The following is a 16,632-nucleotide window of genomic DNA, read 5'->3' on the forward strand; positions in this document are numbered from 1 at the left end:
GGCATCCCATGACAGATCGTATCGCCCGCGCCGACCTGCGTTCCAAGGTCATGTCCGCAGCCGACGCCGCCGCGCTTATCCATCACGGCCAGACCGTGGGCATGAGCGGCTTCACCGGCTCCGGCTATCCCAAGGCGGTGCCGATGGCGCTGGCCGCGCGGATCGAGGACGAGCACGCCGCCGGTCGCCCGATGCGGGTGAAGGTCTGGACCGGCGCCTCGACCGGCCCGGAACTCGACGGCGCGCTGGCCAAGGCCGATGGCATCGAACTGCGCCTGCCCTACAACTCCGACCCGATCGCGCGCGAACGGATCAACAAGGGCGAGATGGACTACCTCGACATGCATCTGTCGCAAGTGGCGCCGATGGCGTGGCAGGGGTTCCTTGGCCCCCTCGACGTCGCGGTGGTGGAAGTGACCGCGATCCGGCCGGACGGCTCGTTGGTTCCCTCGTCCTCGGTGGGGAACAACAAGACCTGGCTCGACCGTGCCGACAAGGTGATCCTCGAGGTCAACGCGTGGCAGAACCCGGCGCTGGAGGGGATGCACGACATCTATTACGGCACCGCGCTGCCCCCTGCCCGCGTGCCGATCCCGCTGGTCCGCCCCGACGACCGGATCGGCCAGGCCACGCTGCAGTGCGATCCCGCCAAGATCGTCGCCATCGTCGAGACCGACGCGCCCGACCGCAACCTGCCGTTCACCGCGCCCGATGCCAGCGCCCTGAAGATCGCCGACCACATCATCGAGTTCCTCAGCCATGAGGTGGCGAAGGGCCGCCTGCCCGCATCGCTGCTACCGCTGCAGTCGGGTGTCGGCAACATCGCCAACGCCGTGCTGACCGGCCTCGTCAATGGCCCGTTCGACGATCTGACGGCCTACACCGAGGTGATCCAGGACGGCATGCTGGACCTCATCGACGCGGGCAAACTACGTGTGGCCTCCGCCACGGCGTTCTCGCTCAGCCCCGAGGCGGCCGAGCGGATCAATGCCGAGATGGCGCGCTATGCCAGCCGGATGATCCTGCGCCCGCAAGAAATCTCCAACCACCCCGAACTGATCCGGCGCCTCGGCTGCATCGCAATGAACGGGCTGATCGAGGCGGACATCTACGGCAACGTCAATTCGACGTGCGTGATGGGCAGCCGTATCCAGAACGGCATCGGCGGCTCGGGCGACTTCGCGCGCAATGCCTATGTCTCGATCTTCATGACGCCCTCCACGGCGAAGGGCGGCGCGATTTCCGCGATCGTGCCGCAGGCGGCGCATGTCGATCACATCATGCAGGACGTGGCGGTGCTGGTCACCGAGCAGGGCCTTGCCGACATGCGCGGCCTGACCCCGCGCAAGCGCGCCGCGCTGGTGATCGAGAACTGCGCGCACCCGATGTACCGCGACGCGCTGCGCGACTATTACGACCGCGCCTACCACGGCAGCTATGGCCGACACGCGCCGTCGCTGCCGAGCGAGGCGCTGTCGTGGCACCAGCGGTTCATCGATACGGGCACAATGCTTCCGGGGTGAGTGGAACGTATTGAAGCCAAACCATTTCAGTCATCCCCGCGAAGGCGGGGACCCAACTGATGACGGTGCGACATGAAGCGTCAGGAGATGAGTTCCCGCCTTCGCGGGAATGACTGAGGTTATGCAGCACACGAACTTGCCCCGGCATCCCGGCGCATGGAATTCAGGGTGACGACAGCTTTTATCGGTTACCGCGCCTTCAACCATGACCTTGAAGGCTACCCAAAATGACAGTCCCGTCACACTGGACTCTGCCCGACCCCCAACCTATATACCGCCCGGTATGAAATGCTCAGCACCAACTGCGGTGCCCCCAGCCGCCCGGGGCCGTCCCCGCGAATTCGACCCCGACGAGGCTCTTGCAGCCGCGCTTCGGGTGTTCTGGACGCGCGGCTACGAAGGCGCCTCGATGGCGGAGCTGACCGAGGCCATGGGCATCACCAAGCCCAGCCTCTATGCCTGCTTCGGCAACAAGGAAGCGCTCTTCAAGAAGACGCTCGACCTCTACGAGCGCGACAAGCTGGCCTACATGGGGAAGGCGCTCGAAGCGCCGACCGCGCGCGGCGTGGCCGAGCGGCTGCTGACCGGCGCACTGGCGACTCATTGCGGCGAGAAGGACCCTCACGGCTGCCTCGGCGTGATCAGCACCGTGGCCTGCACGCCTGAGGCGGACTCGATCCGCGCCGACGTGATCAAGCGCCGCGCCTCTTCGGAAGCCGCCGTCATCAAGCGCTTCGAACAGGCTCGCGATGAGGGCGACCTGCCCGACAGCGTCTGCCCCGCCAAGCTCGCGGGCTGCCTCACCACGGTGCTGCAGGGCCTTTCGGTCAAGGCACAGGGCGGCGCCGGGCCGGAAGAGCTGCAGGGTACTGCGGATACGTTCCTGGCGATGTGGCCGGGGCGCTGAACCAACCCAACCCCTCCCGCAAGCGGGAGGGGAGAAGTATAGCGCACCATTTCACCCTCCCGCATGCGGGAGGGTCGCGAGACTTGGCCCGCAGGGCGTAGTCGCAGCGAGGTGGGCCTTCGCACTTGCGGAAAAAATTCGTTCAACGGGCGTTCAGCCTCTTGAAACCCTCTTCAGAGTCCTAATTTACCGGTCGGTACAGAAACCTGCTTGACGTGACCCGGACCTGAATATATACCGCTTGGTATAGAAACGAACCGCCCGAATCGCCTCCCCCCGGCCTCGGGTATTCCCATCACCGACCGGTCCCGACCGGCCGCCTGACAGCTGCACTCCCTCCCGGGAAGCGGCTCGATGACACACATCCGGCTCGTGCCGACGACTGGACATTCGCGTGTCCGGCGACGGGAGAGCCTTACCCGCACCCTTCCGGCTGCCCCAAGCCGGAAGCCGCTCCGGCGCGCACCCTTCCCCCCTGTCCCGGGGTGCGTGCCGGGGCACACCTGAACTCGCCCTACTTACGCAGGAGCACGGATATGGCCTTCATCGACTTCTCCGATGCAGCGCTGCAGGCGCTGCCCATCTCGCTGGCCCCTTCGGCCAACACCGCCAGCGAGACGCTGACCCTTACCGAGCGGCGCATCCTCGCTCTTGCGCGGACCGACGGGATGCAGTCGCTGAAACCGGCGCGCAAGCGCGGCTGGTTCCTGCGCTTCGTCCTTGGCCCCACGCCGCCTTCGCCCACGCTGGCGAACGAACGCCTCGAAGCGCTGCGCCGTCTGGCCGTGCGCGCCTGGCACCATGGTTACACCCTGCCGGTCTCGGCGCTGAAGGAAGCCCGCGCAGCAGGCTGGTCCGAGGCCAAGATCGGCGCCGTCATCGACACCATCGGGCGCACCCGCGCCCCCTTCCGGAGCATCGCCGCGTGACAGTCGCGACCAAACTCGAAATCCCCTCCGAATACGCTTCCGGCGAACAGACCACCGAGCAGCGCACCGGATCACGACGTGCCCAGATCGCCATCGGCGCGCTGGCGCTCGTCGCGGTCGCCGGGCTTGGCTGGAAGTTCATCGGCGGCACCGAACCCGCCGCTGCCCTACCCCCGCCCGCACTGGTGCAGGTGGCCCATCCGCTGGTGAAGGACGTCACCGAGTGGGACGACTATGTCGGCCGCTTCGCCCCCAGCAAGACGGTCGAAGTGCGTCCGCGCGTCTCGGGCGCCATTACCCAGGTGCTGTTCAGGGACGGTGACTACGTGCAGGCCGGACAGGCGCTGTTCGTGGTCGATCCGCGCCCTTACGCCGCCTCGCTCGCCGAAGCGCGGGCGGATGCGGCTTCGGCCAGCGCCACCCTCGCGCTCGCCCGTTCGGACTATGCCCGCGTCGCCGGTCTGACCGGGGACGAGGCGATGGCCGCCAGCGAAGTCGACAACCTGCGCTCGCGCGTCCGTGCCGCCGAGGCTGCTCTTGCGGCGGCTCAGGCGCGGGTGCGTTCGCGCAGCCTCGATGTGGAATTCGCCACCGTGCGCGCGCCGATCTCGGGCCGCGTGTCGGATCGCCGGGTGGACGCGGGCAACCTCGTCTCGGGCGATGCCGGGGCGAACGCCACGCTGCTGACCACGATCAACGCCGTCAGCCCGATCTACTTCACCTTCGACGCCTCTGAATCGCTGTTCCTCAAGGCGCAGCGCGACAAGGCCAAGGGCGCCACTTCCGACGTGGAGGTGCGTCTTCAGGACGAAGCCGCCTATCGCTGGAAGGGCAAGCTGGACTTCACCGACAACGGGTTGAACCCCAGCTCCGGCACCATCCGCATCCGCGCCAGCCTCGACAACAAGGACGGCTTCCTGACGCCGGGCATGTTCGGCAACATGCGCCTCGCCAATGGCGGAACCGTCAAGGCGACGCTGGTTCCCGACGCCGCCGTGCGTTCGGACCAGACCCGCAAGGTGGTGATGGTCGTTGGCAAGGACGGCACCGTCGCCGCCAAGCCGGTCGAGGTCGGGCCGCTGGTGGACGACCTGCGCGTGATCCGCTCCGGGCTGGATGCGGGCGATTCGGTGATCGTTTCCAACTACCAGGCGGCGATCCCGGGCACCAAGGTGACTACCAAGGTGGGCCGGATCGAGCGCGGCAAGGTCGAAAGCGCTCCGGCGCCGGCCGAGCCGGCGGCGGCGCAGGCGACGTTCAACTGATGACTGCACAGTAACAGACCCGTCATTCCCGCGAAGGCGGGAACCCATCTCCTGCCGGTGCCTGTCGAACGGGCATCAGATGGGTCCCCGCCTTCGCGGGGATGACGGGAGTTTTTGCGCGGAACCCATGCGTCCCCAGCAAAGGGCGCCGGGGCTCCGCTTACCCGACTTTCGCGCCAACCGGCGCGCCCGGCTTCCCAAGTTGCAGGCACACCGCCCGCAGCCCGGACTGACGCGCGCCCATCAGGGGCACTCCCAATGCGACTTTCCCGCTTCTTCATCGACCGTCCGATCTTCGCGGGCGTCGTCGCGGTGATCATCACCATCGTCGGCGCCATCGCGTTCATCGGCCTGCCGGTGAGCCAGTACCCGGACATCGTCCCCCCCACCGTCACGGTCAACGCGCAGTATCCCGGCGCGTCGGCCGAGACCGTCGCCGACACCGTCGCCGCTCCGATCGAGCAGGAGATCAACGGCGTCGACAACATGCTCTACATGGACTCGCAGTCGACCGGCGACGGCAAGGTGACGATCACCGTCACCTTCAAGATCGGCACCGACCTCGACGCCGCGCAGGTGCTGGTGCAGAACCGCGTCGCCATCGCCGAGCCGCGTCTTCCCGACGCGGTGCGCTCGATGGGCGTGGTCACCAAGAAGGCCAGCCCGGACTTCCTGATGGTGGTCAACCTGCAGTCGCCCGACGGCACGTACGACCGCGACTACATCTCCAATTATGCGCTGACGCAAGTGAAGGACCGCCTCGCCCGTCTCGACGGCGTGGGCGACGTCCAGACTTTCGGCGCTCGCGATTACGGCATGCGCATCTGGATCGATCCGGGCCGCGCCGCGCAGCTCAACCTGACGGCAGGCGAGATCGTCGCCGCCCTGCGCGCGCAGAACGTGCAGATTTCGGCGGGTGCCATCGGTGCGCCCCCGTTCGACAAGGGCAACGCCTACCAGATCGGCGTCGAGGCACAGGGCCGCCTGACCGAGCCGCAGCAGTTCGCCGACATCATTGTGCGCACCGATGCGGACGGCCATCAGGTCCGCGTGCGCGACGTCGCCCGCGTGGAACTGGGCGCGCAGGACTACACCACCAACACATACCTTTCGGGCAACCCTACCGTCGTCATGGCGGTGATGCAGCGCCCCGGCTCCAACGCGCTCGAAACCGCCAAGCTGGTGCGTTCCGAGATGGACGCCATGCAGGCCAAGTTCCCCAAGGGGCTTGAATACTCGGTGATCTACAACCCCACCGAGTTCATCGGCCAGTCGATCGACGCGGTGTACCACACGCTGTTCGAGGCGGTGATCCTCGTCGTCCTCGTCATCCTCGTGTTCCTGCAGAACTGGCGCGCGGCGATCATTCCGATCCTCGCGATCCCGGTCTCGCTGGTCGGCACCGCGATCATGCTGATGGCGGTGGGCTATTCGCTCAACAACCTCTCGCTGTTCGGCCTCGTGCTCGCCATCGGCATCGTCGTCGACGACGCGATCGTCGTGGTCGAGAACGTGGAGCGCTACATCGAGGAGGGGCTGACCCCGCTCGAAGCCGCCCGCCGCTCGATGGACGAAGTGTCCGGCGCGCTGGTCGCGATCGTACTGGTGCTCTGCGCGGTGTTCGTGCCGACGCTGTTCATCACCGGCATCTCGGGCCAGTTCTACAAGCAGTTCGCAGTGACGATCTCGACCGCCACGGTCATCTCGCTGGTGCTCTCGCTGACGCTCTCGCCCGCGATGGCCGCGCTGCTGCTCAAGCACAAGGAGCGGGTCGGACCCGCAGCCCCGCGCTGGCGCCGCGCGCTCCAGTCGGGTGCGGACAAGTTCAACCACGGCTTCGACCGCATGAGCGCCAGCTACGCGCGCCTCACCCTGCGTCTGGTCAAGGCCCCCACGCGCATGATGGCGACCTATGCCGCCCTCATCGCCGGAACCGTGGGCCTGTTCTGGGCGACGCCGACCGGCTTCATCCCGCAGCAGGACCAGGGCTACTTCCTTGCCGCCGCGTTCCTGCCCTCGGGCTCCTCGCTGGAGCGGACGGATGAAGTGACCAAGGACATCGCCAAGCGTCTCCTGCCGATCAAGGGCATTCGCGGCGCGGTGATGTTCGCCGGCTTCCACGGCCCCTCGCGCACCGCATCGCCGGATTCGGCCGCGATCTACTTCCCGTTCAAGAGCTTCGAGGAGCGCAAGGAACTAGGCGTGACCGGCGCGGAAATCATGGCGCAGGCGCAGGAAGCGCTCAAGGGCTACGACAAGGCCATGGTCCTCGTCATTCCGCCGCCGACCATCAACGGCATCGTCCCCCCGGGCGGCTACCGCATGATCGTGGAGGACAACGAAGGTCGCGGCTACACCGAACTCGCCAAGGCGGCGGGCGGCGTGATCGGCAAGGCCAACCAGCAGAAGGACTTGAGCCAGGTCTACACCCTGTTCAACCAGGACACCCCGCGCGTCTTCACCGACATCGACCGCCGCAAGGCCGACATGCTCGGCATCCCGCCCGAGCGCGTGTTCGAGACGCTGCAGGTCTACCTCGGCTCGGCTTACGTGAACGACTTCAACCTGCTCGGCCGCACCTTCCGCGTCACCGCGCAGGCGGATCAGGGCAGCCGCGGCTCGATCGCCGACCTTGCCAACCTGAAGACCCGCTCGAACTCCGGCGCGATGGTGCCGATCGGTTCGGTCGCCACCTTCCAGGACAAGACCGGCCCCTACCGCGTGGTGCGCTACAACCTGCACCCCGCCGTGGAAGTCGACGGCAGCGTGGCGCCGGGCTTCTCGACCGGACAAGCCCTCTCCACCATGGAGAAGGTCGCGAACGAGACGCTCCCTTCGGGCTACAGCTTCGAGTGGACCGGCATCGCCTACCAGCAGGTGACGGCGGGCAACACGGCGGCGATCGTCTTCGGCATGGCCGTGGTCTTCGTCTTCCTCGTGCTGGCCGCGCAGTATGAAAGCCTGACTCTGCCGCTGGCGATCGTGCTGATCGTACCGATGTGCCTCTTCGCGGCCATGGCGGGCGTGAACCTGCGGGGCATGGACAACAACATCCTCACCCAGATCGGCCTCGTCGTGCTGATCGCGCTGGCGGCCAAGAACGCGATCCTCGTGGTCGAATTCGCCAAGCAGGCCGAAGAGGAACAGGGCATGGGCATCGTCGAGGCGGCCGTCTACGCCGCGCAGACCCGCCTGCGTCCGATCCTGATGACCAGCTTCGCGTTCATCCTGGGCGCAGTCCCGCTGGTGATCGCGCAGGGCGCCGGTGCCGAACTGCGGCAGGCGCTGGGCACGGCGGTGTTCTTCGGCATGACCGGCGTTACCGGATTCGGCCTGCTATTCACGCCCACGTTCTACGTGGTGTGCCGGGGTCTGGCGGAAAAGTTGCGCCGCCGTCCCCGCCCGCACCATGCGGACCTCCACGCGGTTCCGGCTGAGTAACGCAAGGGCGGCGCTGAGGCCCTTCGACAAGCTCAGGGTGAGCGGGGTTGGGCTTATCCCAATCCCCTCGCCTAAGGCTTCGCGGAATCCCCCCAACCCGCTCAGGCTGAGCTTGTCGAAGCCCCGGCGCCCACCTCACGATTTCATCGACACAGGACATATCCGATGATGAAGCAGACTTTAGCGGCCCTCCTCGCCGCCACCGCCCTTTCCGCCTGCGCCGTCGGGCCGGACCATGTGGCCCCCACCCCGCCCGCTTCGGCCGAGGCCCCATTCGTCGGCGTGCAGAGCGCGGACGTCACCACTGCCGCGCCCGACGACACCTGGTGGAAGCTCTACAACGACCCGGCGCTCAATGCCCTCGTCACCGACGCGCTCGCCGCCAACACCGACATCCGCGTCGCCGTCGCCCGCATCGAGAAGGCCCGCGCCACCTTGCGCGGATCGCGCGCCGACCGCCTGCCCTCCACCGACCTCAGCGCCACCGGCACGTACGGCCGCGTGTCGGAAAGCCAGGTGCTCCCCGGCTACGACCGCGAAGGCCGCCGCGTCGATGGCGGGCTCTCGGTGAACTACGAGGTGGACTTGTTCGGCCGCGTCAAGCGCGGTATCGAAGCCTCGCGCGCGGACCTCGCCGCCGCGCAGGAGGACGCCGACGCGGTGCGCGTCACCGTGGTCGCCGATACCGTGCGCGCCTATGTCGATGCCACCAGCGCCAACGAACAGATCGACGTCGCCCAGCGCACCGTGGACCTGCTCGCCCGCTCGGAACGCATCACCAACGCCCGCTTCGAACGCGGCCTCAACCAGAAGCTCGACGTCATCCGCGTCACCCAACTGCGCGAGGCACAGGCGGCCGCCATCCCGACCTTGCAGGCCCGCCGCGACGCCGCCCTGTTCCGCATCGCCGTGCTGACCGGCCGCACCCCGCAGGACCTGCCCGACAGCGTCATCGCCCGCGACACCACCCCCAATGTCGCCACCCCCATCCCGGTCGGTGACGGCGCCACGCTCCTCGCCCGCCGCCCCGACGTGAAGGCCGCCGAGCGCCGCCTTGCCGCCGACACCGCGCGCATCGGCGTGGCGACGGCGGACCTCTACCCGCGCATCACGCTGGGCGGCTCGATCGGCACCACGACGGTCGGCGCGACCGACGTGTTCGGCGGCGGCCCGCTGCGCTGGCTGCTGGGCCCACTGATTTCGTGGGCCTTCCCCAACCAGGAAGCGATCCGCGCCCGCATCAACGAAAGCAAGGCCGACGCCAAGGCCGATCTCGCCACCTTCGACGGCACCGTGCTGACGGCGCTGGGCGAAACGGAAACCGCATTGTCCGCCTACCGCAACGCCCTGCTCCGGCAGGAACGCCTCGCCGCCTCGCGCGATGCGGCGAACCGCGCAGCCAACGTCAGCCTCGCCCGCCAGAGCCGGGGTCAGATCGATGCCCTCAATGTCCTCGACGCCCAGCGCACCCTTGCCAGCGCCGAAGCGGATTCCGCAGCCGCAAAACGCGAGGTGGCCTTCGCGCAAGTCGATCTGTTCCGCGCGCTGGGAGGGCGCTGGTAGTTTAGTATACAAAGAGCTTTCACGCACGGCCCGGCTGGCGTATCATTGCAAGGGGGGCATGGCGCTTTGAAGCGGTCCTTTCCGGACTGCCCGGTTGCGCCATGCCCCCCTTTGGGTGCCGTTAGCCCCCCTCTGGGTGCCGCCGAATGCAGGAAGGTTCGAGGTGTCGAAAGCCAGCGATCAGGCTTATGAAGAGTTGCGCAGCCGCATTCTCTCGGGCGAACTCCCCCCCGGCACGCAGCTCAAGGAAGAGGAGCTGGCGGCGCTCTGCGGCGTCTCGCGCACCCCCGTCCGCGCCGCGATCCGACAACTTGAGGCCGAGCTTTTCGTGCGCCGCACCGACAGCCAGCGCTCCTTCGTGGCCGAATGGAACAACGACGATCTCGAGGAGGTCTTCGTCCTTCGCGGCATGCTTGAAGCCTACGCCGTCCGCCGTGCCGCCAGCCGGGCAAACACAAGCGTCATCGCTGGTCTGAACGCCGCGAACGAGGCCATGCGTACGGTGATCGAGGCGCTCGATTTCGACCTGCCTGCCTACCTTGCCGCCAATGCCCGCTTTCACGCGCTGATCCTGGAGACGGCGGCCTCCGACCGCCTCGCCGCGCTGCTCGGCAAGCTGGTGCTGCAGCCGGTCGTCCAGCAGACGGTGCGTGCCTACAGCCGCGAGCAACTCCTGCGCAGCTACCGCGAGCACGTCGAGATCACCACCGCACTCGGCCAGCGCGATCCCGATTGGGCCGAAGCGCTGATGACGGCGCATATCCGCCGCGCGCTTCACGCCAGGCTGGAGCCTGCGGAGGGGTGATTGCCCCCTTATCCTCCCTGTCGCGCAGCGATGGGGAGGTGGCAGCCTGCAGGGCTGCCGGAGGGGTTATCCCCCTCCACCACCCGCTGCGCGGGCGGTCTCCCTCCCCATTCCTGCGGAACGGGGAGGATAGTGATCAGATCGCCGCGCCGGCCTTCAGCGCCGCGATTTCGTCCTCGCTCATGCCCAGCAGGTCGCCGTAGATTTCGGCATTGTCCTGCCCGATTTCCAGCGGAGCGCGGCGGCGCACGGAAGACGGCGTCGCCGACAGCTTGGGGAAGGCGTTCTGCATCTTGAACGAACCCCACTGCGGATGCTCGACGTCGATCAGCGCCTCGCGCGCGGCGAAGTGCGGGTCGGATAGCATCTCCGGCGCCCGGTAGATCTTGCCGGCGGGGATCGAGAATTCGATCATCTTCTCCTCCAGTTCGTCCACCGTCAGCGTGCGCGTCCACTCGGCGATGAGATCGTCCAGCTCGGTCTGGCGCTCGCCGCGTGCCACGTGGGTCGCATAGCGCTCATCGGTGCCGATTTCGGGGCGGCCCATGGCCTGGCAGAGCCGCTTGAAGATCGCGTCCTGATTGGCGCCGATCAGGTACTCGCCGTCGCTGGTGGGATAGACGTTCGACGGCGCGATACCTTCAAGGATCGAGCCGGTACGCTTGCGGACATGGTCGGAAACCATGTACTCGGGCACCAGGCTTTCCATGACCTGCAGCACCGCCTCGTAGAGTGCGCTGTCCACCACCTGGCCCTTGCCGGTGCGCTCGCGGGCGTGGAGCGCGGCCAGCGCGCCCATGCAGCCGTAAGTCGCGGCAAGGCTGTCACCGATGGAGACGCCCATGCGGCTCGGCGCGCGGTCGGGATCGCCGACGATGTAGCGCCATCCGCCCATGGCCTCGCCGATGCCGCCGAAGCCCGCGCGCGAGGAATAAGGCCCGGTCTGGCCGTAGCCCGAAACGCGCACGATGATCAGGCGCGGGTTGATCTCATGCAGCACGTCCGGGCCGAGGCCCCACTTTTCCATGGTGCCGGGCTTGAAGTTCTCGATCAGGATGTCGGCATGGGCGACGAGCTTGCGCACGATCTCCTGACCTTGGGGCACGCGCAAGTTGGCGCTGACCGACTTCTTGTTGCGCGCGACCACTTCCCACCACAGCTTGGCGTCGCCGTGGCCCCAGTTGCGCATGGGGTCGCCGCCGCCTTTCCCGTCGATCTGCGGCGGTTCGACCTTGATGACTTCGGCGCCCATGTCGCCCAGCAACTGGCCGCAGAACGGCCCGGCGATGAGCTGGCCGAGTTCGACCACGCGGATGTCGGTCAAGGCGCCGGTGTTAGGGGTGTCCATGGCGGTCAGGCTTTCTGTTCGATGGTCTGCGGGAACGAGCCGGCACGGCTCACCATTGCGGGAAGGGGCTTGTTCATGACAGTTTCCAGCCACTTGGCGTGGCCGATCGCGGCGGCAAGGTCGTAGCCGGTCGCCACGTCCGAGCGATCCAGCATGTAGAGCAGGTCCTCGGTGGCGATGTTGCCGGTGGCGTTCGGCGCGAAGGGGCAGCCGCCGATCCCGCCGAGCGCGGCGTCGAGCGTGGTCGCCCCCGCCTCGATCGCGGCCCAGGCATTGGCGATGCCGGTGTTGCGCGTGTTGTGGAGGTGGACGCGGACGGGAATGCCGCCGATCGCCTCGCGCACCTGGGTTACAAGGCGCGATACCTGGGCGGGCACGGCGACGCCGATGGTGTCGGCCAGCGCAATCTCGCGCGGGGCCACTTCGGCGAGCTTGCGGGCCATGGCGACGACGCGTTCGGCGGGCACTTCGCCTTCGAAGGGGCAGCCGAACGCGGCGCCGATGGTCACCTGACCGCTCTTGCCCGCTGCCTTGGCGGCGAGCACGATTTCGGACGCGACACCGATGGATTCGTCGCTGGTCTGGCCCTGGTTGCGCATCGCGAAACCGTCGGTCGAGACGCAGACCGCGCCCGCTTCGTCGATACCGGCGGCGAGACCGCGCTCCAGCCCGCGCATGTTCATGACGAGGCCCACGTACGTCAGGTCGCCCCGGCGCGGCAGCATGGCGAGGAGTTCGTCAGTGCCCGCCATCTGCGGCACCTTCTTGGGGTTCACGAAGCTGCCGACCTCGATCCGGCGGGCGCCGCAGTCGATCAGGCGGCGGATCAGTTCGGCCTTGTCTTCCAGCGAGACGAGGACTTTCTCGTTCTGCAAGCCGTCGCGCGGGGCAACTTCGACGATCTCGATCGCGGTCATCGAATGGTCTCCAGTTCGGACAGATAGGTGATGATCGCCTCTTCCGAGACGACGTCTGCATATTTCGCGTTCATGTCGAAGAGGTTGGCCTTGTGCGGCTCGGGATGGCGATCGCCGCAGGCGTCGGCGACGACAGCGGTGCGGAAGCCGTGCGACATGGCATCCACGCAAGTCGCGCGCACGCAGCCGCTGGTGGACAGGCCGCCGAGGATCACCTGGTCGATGCCCCGCGCGGTCAGCGTCGCGGCAAGCGAAGTTCCGAAGAAGGCGCTGGGGTACTGCTTGGTCAGCACGATCTCGTCCGCTTGCGGTTCCAGCCCCTTGGGCCATGCGCCCATCGGGTTGCCGGCGATGAAAGCCTCGAGCGCCGGGACCTTCTCGAAGAAGCGGCCACCGTCGATACCGCCGGGGTGGTACGTCACGTTGGTCAGGATCACAGGCACGCCCGCTGCCCGCGCGGCTTCACGCACGCGCAGCGCCGATGTCAATGCGTCCTCGACTCCAGCGTAAAGCGGACTGTCTGGCGCGAAGTAGGCTTCGACGAAATCGATCAGAACCAGCGCCGGGAAGCGCCCGAAGCCGGCCTTTCCGCCAAACGCCACGGCGTAATTGTCTTCCAGCGCAGCATTCGCCGCCATTGCGCAAGCTCCCGATGAACCGTCGAATCGACACAGTTACGACAGTATTTTAGTATACAAAAAATCATGCGGTCAACGTAAAACCGCCACATGTGCGGCTTTTCAAGCCAAGTCAGTGCACAGAAATCAATTCCAGCGGCTATGCATGGTGAACTTTCGTGCACGTTCGCGTGCGTCCAGCATCAAGACAATGCGATGTCAGCATGCCTAGAGTGCCGCCACGCGCCACAGGAGACATGCCGTTATGACCGTCGCCGAAATTCCATCCTCCGCCCTCGGCCCCGTCCTGACCGCCGCCGCATGGCGCGGGGATCGTCTGATGGAGGGCCAGGACTGGGTCTACGAACTCGACGCGGACCAGCTCGCCGAACTGGAAACGCTGGGAAACCGCTTCCTCGAGGACGACCCTGACCTGCGTTTCGTCCAGGCGGAAGACTATCCGCTGGTCGCTTGCGCCGATGCGGTGAAGGCGTGGCGAGAGGACGTCGATTTCGGGCGCGGCTTCGTGCTGGTGCGCGGGCTGCGTTCGGACCTCTATTCCGATGCGCTGTCGAGTGCGATCTACTACGTGCTAGGCCTGCACATGGGCGATCCGATCCGCCAGAACGAGATGGGCGACCTGCTCGACCACGTCTACGCCACCAGCGACAAGACGATGGACGATCCCACTGCGAAGTCCTCCAAGGTGCGCGACAAGCTGGTCTATCATTCCGACAGTTCCGACATCGTCGCGCTGATGTGTTTGCGCGGCGCGCGCGAAGGCGGGCTGTCGTGCCTGGTCTCAGGCGCGGAGATCTACAACGAGATCCTGCGCCGCCGACCGGACCTTGCTCACCTGCTGCTCGAGCCGTTCCACTGGGACTGGAGGCGCCAGGACGCGGAAGCGCCCGCCGATACCTACACCTCGCCGGTGGTGAGTGTGGAGGACGGGGTTTTCTCGATGTATGCCGGTTCGCTCTATATCGTGACGGCGCAGGAGTACCCCGGCGTGCCGAAGCTGACCGAGGATCAGTTGGAAGTCCTGCGCCTTTTCGACGAAATCACGTACGAGCCCGGCATGGCGATCGCGATGGATTTTCGTCCCGGCGACATCCAGTGGCTGTCGAACTATGCCGCGCTCCACTCGCGCACCGAGTTCTTCGACTGGCCCGAACCGCAGCGCAAGCGCCACCTTCTACGCCTCTGGCTGTCGAGCAAGACCGATCGGCCGGTGGTCCAGGGTTTCGGCAAGAACGGCGTCGTCCAGCACCGTGCCGCGCACCGCGACGGGGTGGAGCATCCCGACGCCCGCTTCTCCATCCGCACCATGTCGGTGCCGAGGTTGCTTTCCTGACCCCTATGCCGGCTGTCACTGCGACTGGCATGGCTTATCTCGCCGCGCTCGCGGTGAGGAGCGATGGGCTCAGGCGTCGATACCCTGCGTCTGCAGCCATGCCCGCGCTGGCGCGAGTGCCGCTTCATGCGCACGCCAGCGCTCGACGGCATCTGCGTTGATCGGCCGCCGAACCTGCGCCGCGCTCGGCGTGGCAACGGCGGCGCGGTTCTCGTGGAAGGCGAGGCAGGCCTCGTCCCACTCCAGTCCGCAATGAGCAAGCATTCGCCGCGTCTCGCCCTCCTGATCGGCGACGAGCGCCTCATAGGACAATTGCAACACGCGGTCCGGCCAGAGGCTTTGCCATAACTTCATCAACCGGTCGAAGCGCGCATAGTAGCGTGCGGTATCCATCAGATCGTAGGAATAGGCGTAGTAAGGCGACTGGCTTCCGAACAGATTTTTGTAATTGCTCCAGATCGTGTCCATCGGATTACGACGCAGACAGACGATCCGGGCATCGGGCAAGGCGCGCGCAATGTGCCCGATGTACAGGAAATTGGCAGGCAGTTTGTCGGTGAAGCGCGGCTTCTGCGCCGCCACGTGATGGGCCGCACGCTCAAGGTAGGCGGCGGCCAGTTCCCCAGCATCGACAGCGACGCTCGCCGCAACGGTTTCGCCGTCGATGACGCGGCGCGATGGAGTACCTGCCAGCAGCTTCACCGCCAGCGGCATCGCCTGCAATTCACCGGCCGCCTCGACGTCGCGATGAGAGGACAGGATGCGATCGACGAGCGTGGTTCCGGTGCGCGGCATGCCGACCACGAATATGGGAGCGGCGCCGCGCCGCCCTTCACTTCTTACCGGCGAGCCCTTTTCGAACACGGTTTCGATTGCGTCGAATATCTCGGCATCCTGCGCGAAATCGTAGCCGATGCTGCGCTTGTGCGCGTCGTTGGCGGCCGACAGGTGGCGGAACGCATCGGCGGAGTTACCGATATCTTCGTGCTCCTTGGCCAGCGCATAGCGAATGCGCAGCGCAGCGTCCGGCTCACGTACCGCCGCCAGCGCCGCGTTCAGCCGGGGGACGTGATTGGCCTGCGCGGTCTGCCGTGACAGGATGGCAAGGGCGTAATGCGCCCGCGCATTGACCGGGTCAGCGGCAAGGATCGTCTCGTAGTGAGCGCTTGCCTCATTGAGACGGCCGGTAAAGCCGCTGGCGGCCGCAAGGTTGTAGCGATATTCGAGGTCGTCCGGCTCGGCTGCCACTGCGGCAGCGAACGGCGCGAGCGAGGCTTCGTGATCGCCGAGGCGCGCCAGTACGCACCCGATGGTGTCGAAAGTGCGCGCATCCATCGGCGACAGCGCCATCGCCTCCCGCGCCGCGTCTGCCGCCTCCCCGTCGCGCCGCAGCAGGATGAGCAGCTTGGCCAGTTGGGCAAGATGCTCCGGCTCCGGCCCGCGCGCGACCGCCGCTTCGAGCAGGGGCACCGCACGCGCGATCTGCCCCGCTTCTGCCGCCGCCACGCCAAGCAGGAAAAAACCCGCCGGTTGGTCCGGCCTCGCCTGCGCCAGCGCACCCGCCGCCGACGCCGCGCCCTTCAGGTCCCCCTGTCGCAACGCTGCTCTCGCCTGTGCTTCAAGCGTCATGTGGAGCAACGGTCGGAACGATGGGCTTGGAAGGAAACAATCCGGCGCGACCTCTACTGCTGTTCGAGGCGACGAGCCTACCTGCCGGGTCGCGCCCTGACAATCGCCCCGATCACTTCCTCGCTGCTCTCGTCGTCGCAAGGCGGTTCACGGCCAGCGGTCCCGGATCGGGTCCGGGACGACGTCATCCTCACACCAGTTCTTTCAGCGGTACGCCTGCGTCGGCGAGGCGCTCGACATCAGGCGTCGCACCCGCTTCCACCAGCTTGCGGCCCTGCACGTAGTCCTTGACCATGTTCACGCAGTCCAGCGCCACGACCTTGCCCTGCTTGAG

13 protein-coding genes are annotated in these 16,632 nt (G+C 66.9%); 8 read left to right on the top strand and 5 right to left on the bottom strand.

Translation table 11 applies throughout. From position 1 onward, the window contains the following. Positions 1 to 8: 8 nt before the first annotated feature. From LH128_RS24625 to LH128_RS24655, 7 genes are all read left to right on the top strand, one after another. Positions 9 to 1,523 (top strand): acetyl-CoA hydrolase/transferase family protein, encoded by a 1,515-nt coding sequence (locus tag LH128_RS24625; protein WP_008832404.1) that lies wholly within the window; start codon positions 9 to 11, stop codon positions 1,521 to 1,523. 283 nt (positions 1,524 to 1,806) lie between these two features. Beyond that, entirely contained in the window at positions 1,807 to 2,430 is a 624-nt protein-coding gene (locus LH128_RS24630) for a TetR/AcrR family transcriptional regulator (RefSeq protein WP_036525008.1), read from the top strand. Between the two features lie 536 nt (positions 2,431 to 2,966). After that, the gene (locus LH128_RS24635) at positions 2,967 to 3,359 is read left to right on the top strand and encodes a hypothetical protein (RefSeq protein ID WP_008832406.1); all 393 of its coding nucleotides are present in this window, start codon (positions 2,967 to 2,969) and stop codon (positions 3,357 to 3,359) included. Next, positions 3,356 to 4,624 (top strand): efflux RND transporter periplasmic adaptor subunit, encoded by a 1,269-nt coding sequence (locus LH128_RS24640; protein WP_008832407.1) that lies wholly within the window; start codon positions 3,356 to 3,358, stop codon positions 4,622 to 4,624. The genes LH128_RS24635 and LH128_RS24640 overlap by 4 nt, the downstream gene beginning before the upstream one ends. A gap of 258 nt (positions 4,625 to 4,882) precedes the next feature. After that, positions 4,883 to 8,065: an efflux RND transporter permease subunit gene (locus tag LH128_RS24645; RefSeq protein WP_008832408.1), complete on the top strand. Its 3,183-nt coding sequence runs from the start codon at positions 4,883 to 4,885 to the stop codon at positions 8,063 to 8,065. A 165-nt stretch (positions 8,066 to 8,230) separates the two neighbouring features. Continuing rightward, the gene (locus LH128_RS24650) at positions 8,231 to 9,628 is read left to right on the top strand and encodes an efflux transporter outer membrane subunit (protein ID WP_008832409.1); all 1,398 of its coding nucleotides are present in this window, start codon (positions 8,231 to 8,233) and stop codon (positions 9,626 to 9,628) included. A 163-nt stretch (positions 9,629 to 9,791) separates the two neighbouring features. Continuing rightward, positions 9,792 to 10,433 (top strand): GntR family transcriptional regulator, encoded by a 642-nt coding sequence (locus tag LH128_RS24655; RefSeq protein WP_008832410.1) that lies wholly within the window; start codon positions 9,792 to 9,794, stop codon positions 10,431 to 10,433. Positions 10,434 to 10,569: 136 nt separating this feature from the next. Here the strand turns inward: LH128_RS24655 and LH128_RS24660 are convergent, their stop codons facing one another. From LH128_RS24660 to LH128_RS24670, 3 genes are read right to left on the bottom strand one after another with little or no spacing between them, the layout of a single operon-like run. Beyond that, a complete protein-coding gene (locus LH128_RS24660; RefSeq protein WP_008832411.1) occupies positions 10,570 to 11,781 on the bottom strand; it encodes a CaiB/BaiF CoA transferase family protein in 1,212 nt (403 codons plus the stop codon). A gap of 5 nt (positions 11,782 to 11,786) precedes the next feature. Next, positions 11,787 to 12,698, bottom strand: coding sequence for a hydroxymethylglutaryl-CoA lyase (locus tag LH128_RS24665; RefSeq protein ID WP_008832412.1), 912 nt, complete (start codon positions 12,696 to 12,698; stop codon positions 11,787 to 11,789). Further along, complete coding sequence (locus LH128_RS24670; protein WP_008832413.1) at positions 12,695 to 13,336, bottom strand: isochorismatase family protein; 642 nt, start codon at positions 13,334 to 13,336, stop codon at positions 12,695 to 12,697. Before LH128_RS24670 ends, LH128_RS24665 begins: the two co-directional genes overlap by 4 nt. A 244-nt stretch (positions 13,337 to 13,580) precedes the next feature. Here LH128_RS24670 and LH128_RS24675 point away from each other — a divergent pair, with 244 nt between their 5' ends. After that, the gene (locus tag LH128_RS24675; RefSeq protein ID WP_008832414.1) at positions 13,581 to 14,669 is read left to right on the top strand and encodes a TauD/TfdA family dioxygenase; all 1,089 of its coding nucleotides are present in this window, start codon (positions 13,581 to 13,583) and stop codon (positions 14,667 to 14,669) included. A gap of 69 nt (positions 14,670 to 14,738) precedes the next feature. Here the strand turns inward: LH128_RS24675 and LH128_RS24680 are convergent, their stop codons facing one another. Both LH128_RS24680 and LH128_RS32495 read right to left on the bottom strand, forming a co-directional pair. After that, positions 14,739 to 16,298, bottom strand: a complete 1,560-nt coding sequence (locus LH128_RS24680; RefSeq protein ID WP_036525003.1) for a tetratricopeptide repeat-containing sulfotransferase family protein — start codon at positions 16,296 to 16,298, stop codon at positions 14,739 to 14,741. A gap of 190 nt (positions 16,299 to 16,488) precedes the next feature. Next, positions 16,489 to 16,632, bottom strand: a 144-nt coding sequence (locus LH128_RS32495) for an oxidoreductase C-terminal domain-containing protein (RefSeq protein ID WP_008832416.1), incomplete at its 5' end; no start/stop codon positions are given.

Origin of the sequence: Sphingomonas sp. LH128 (genome assembly GCF_000293195.2) — a bacterium.
Classification (GTDB): Bacteria; Pseudomonadota; Alphaproteobacteria; order Sphingomonadales; family Sphingomonadaceae; genus Novosphingobium; species Novosphingobium resinovorum_A.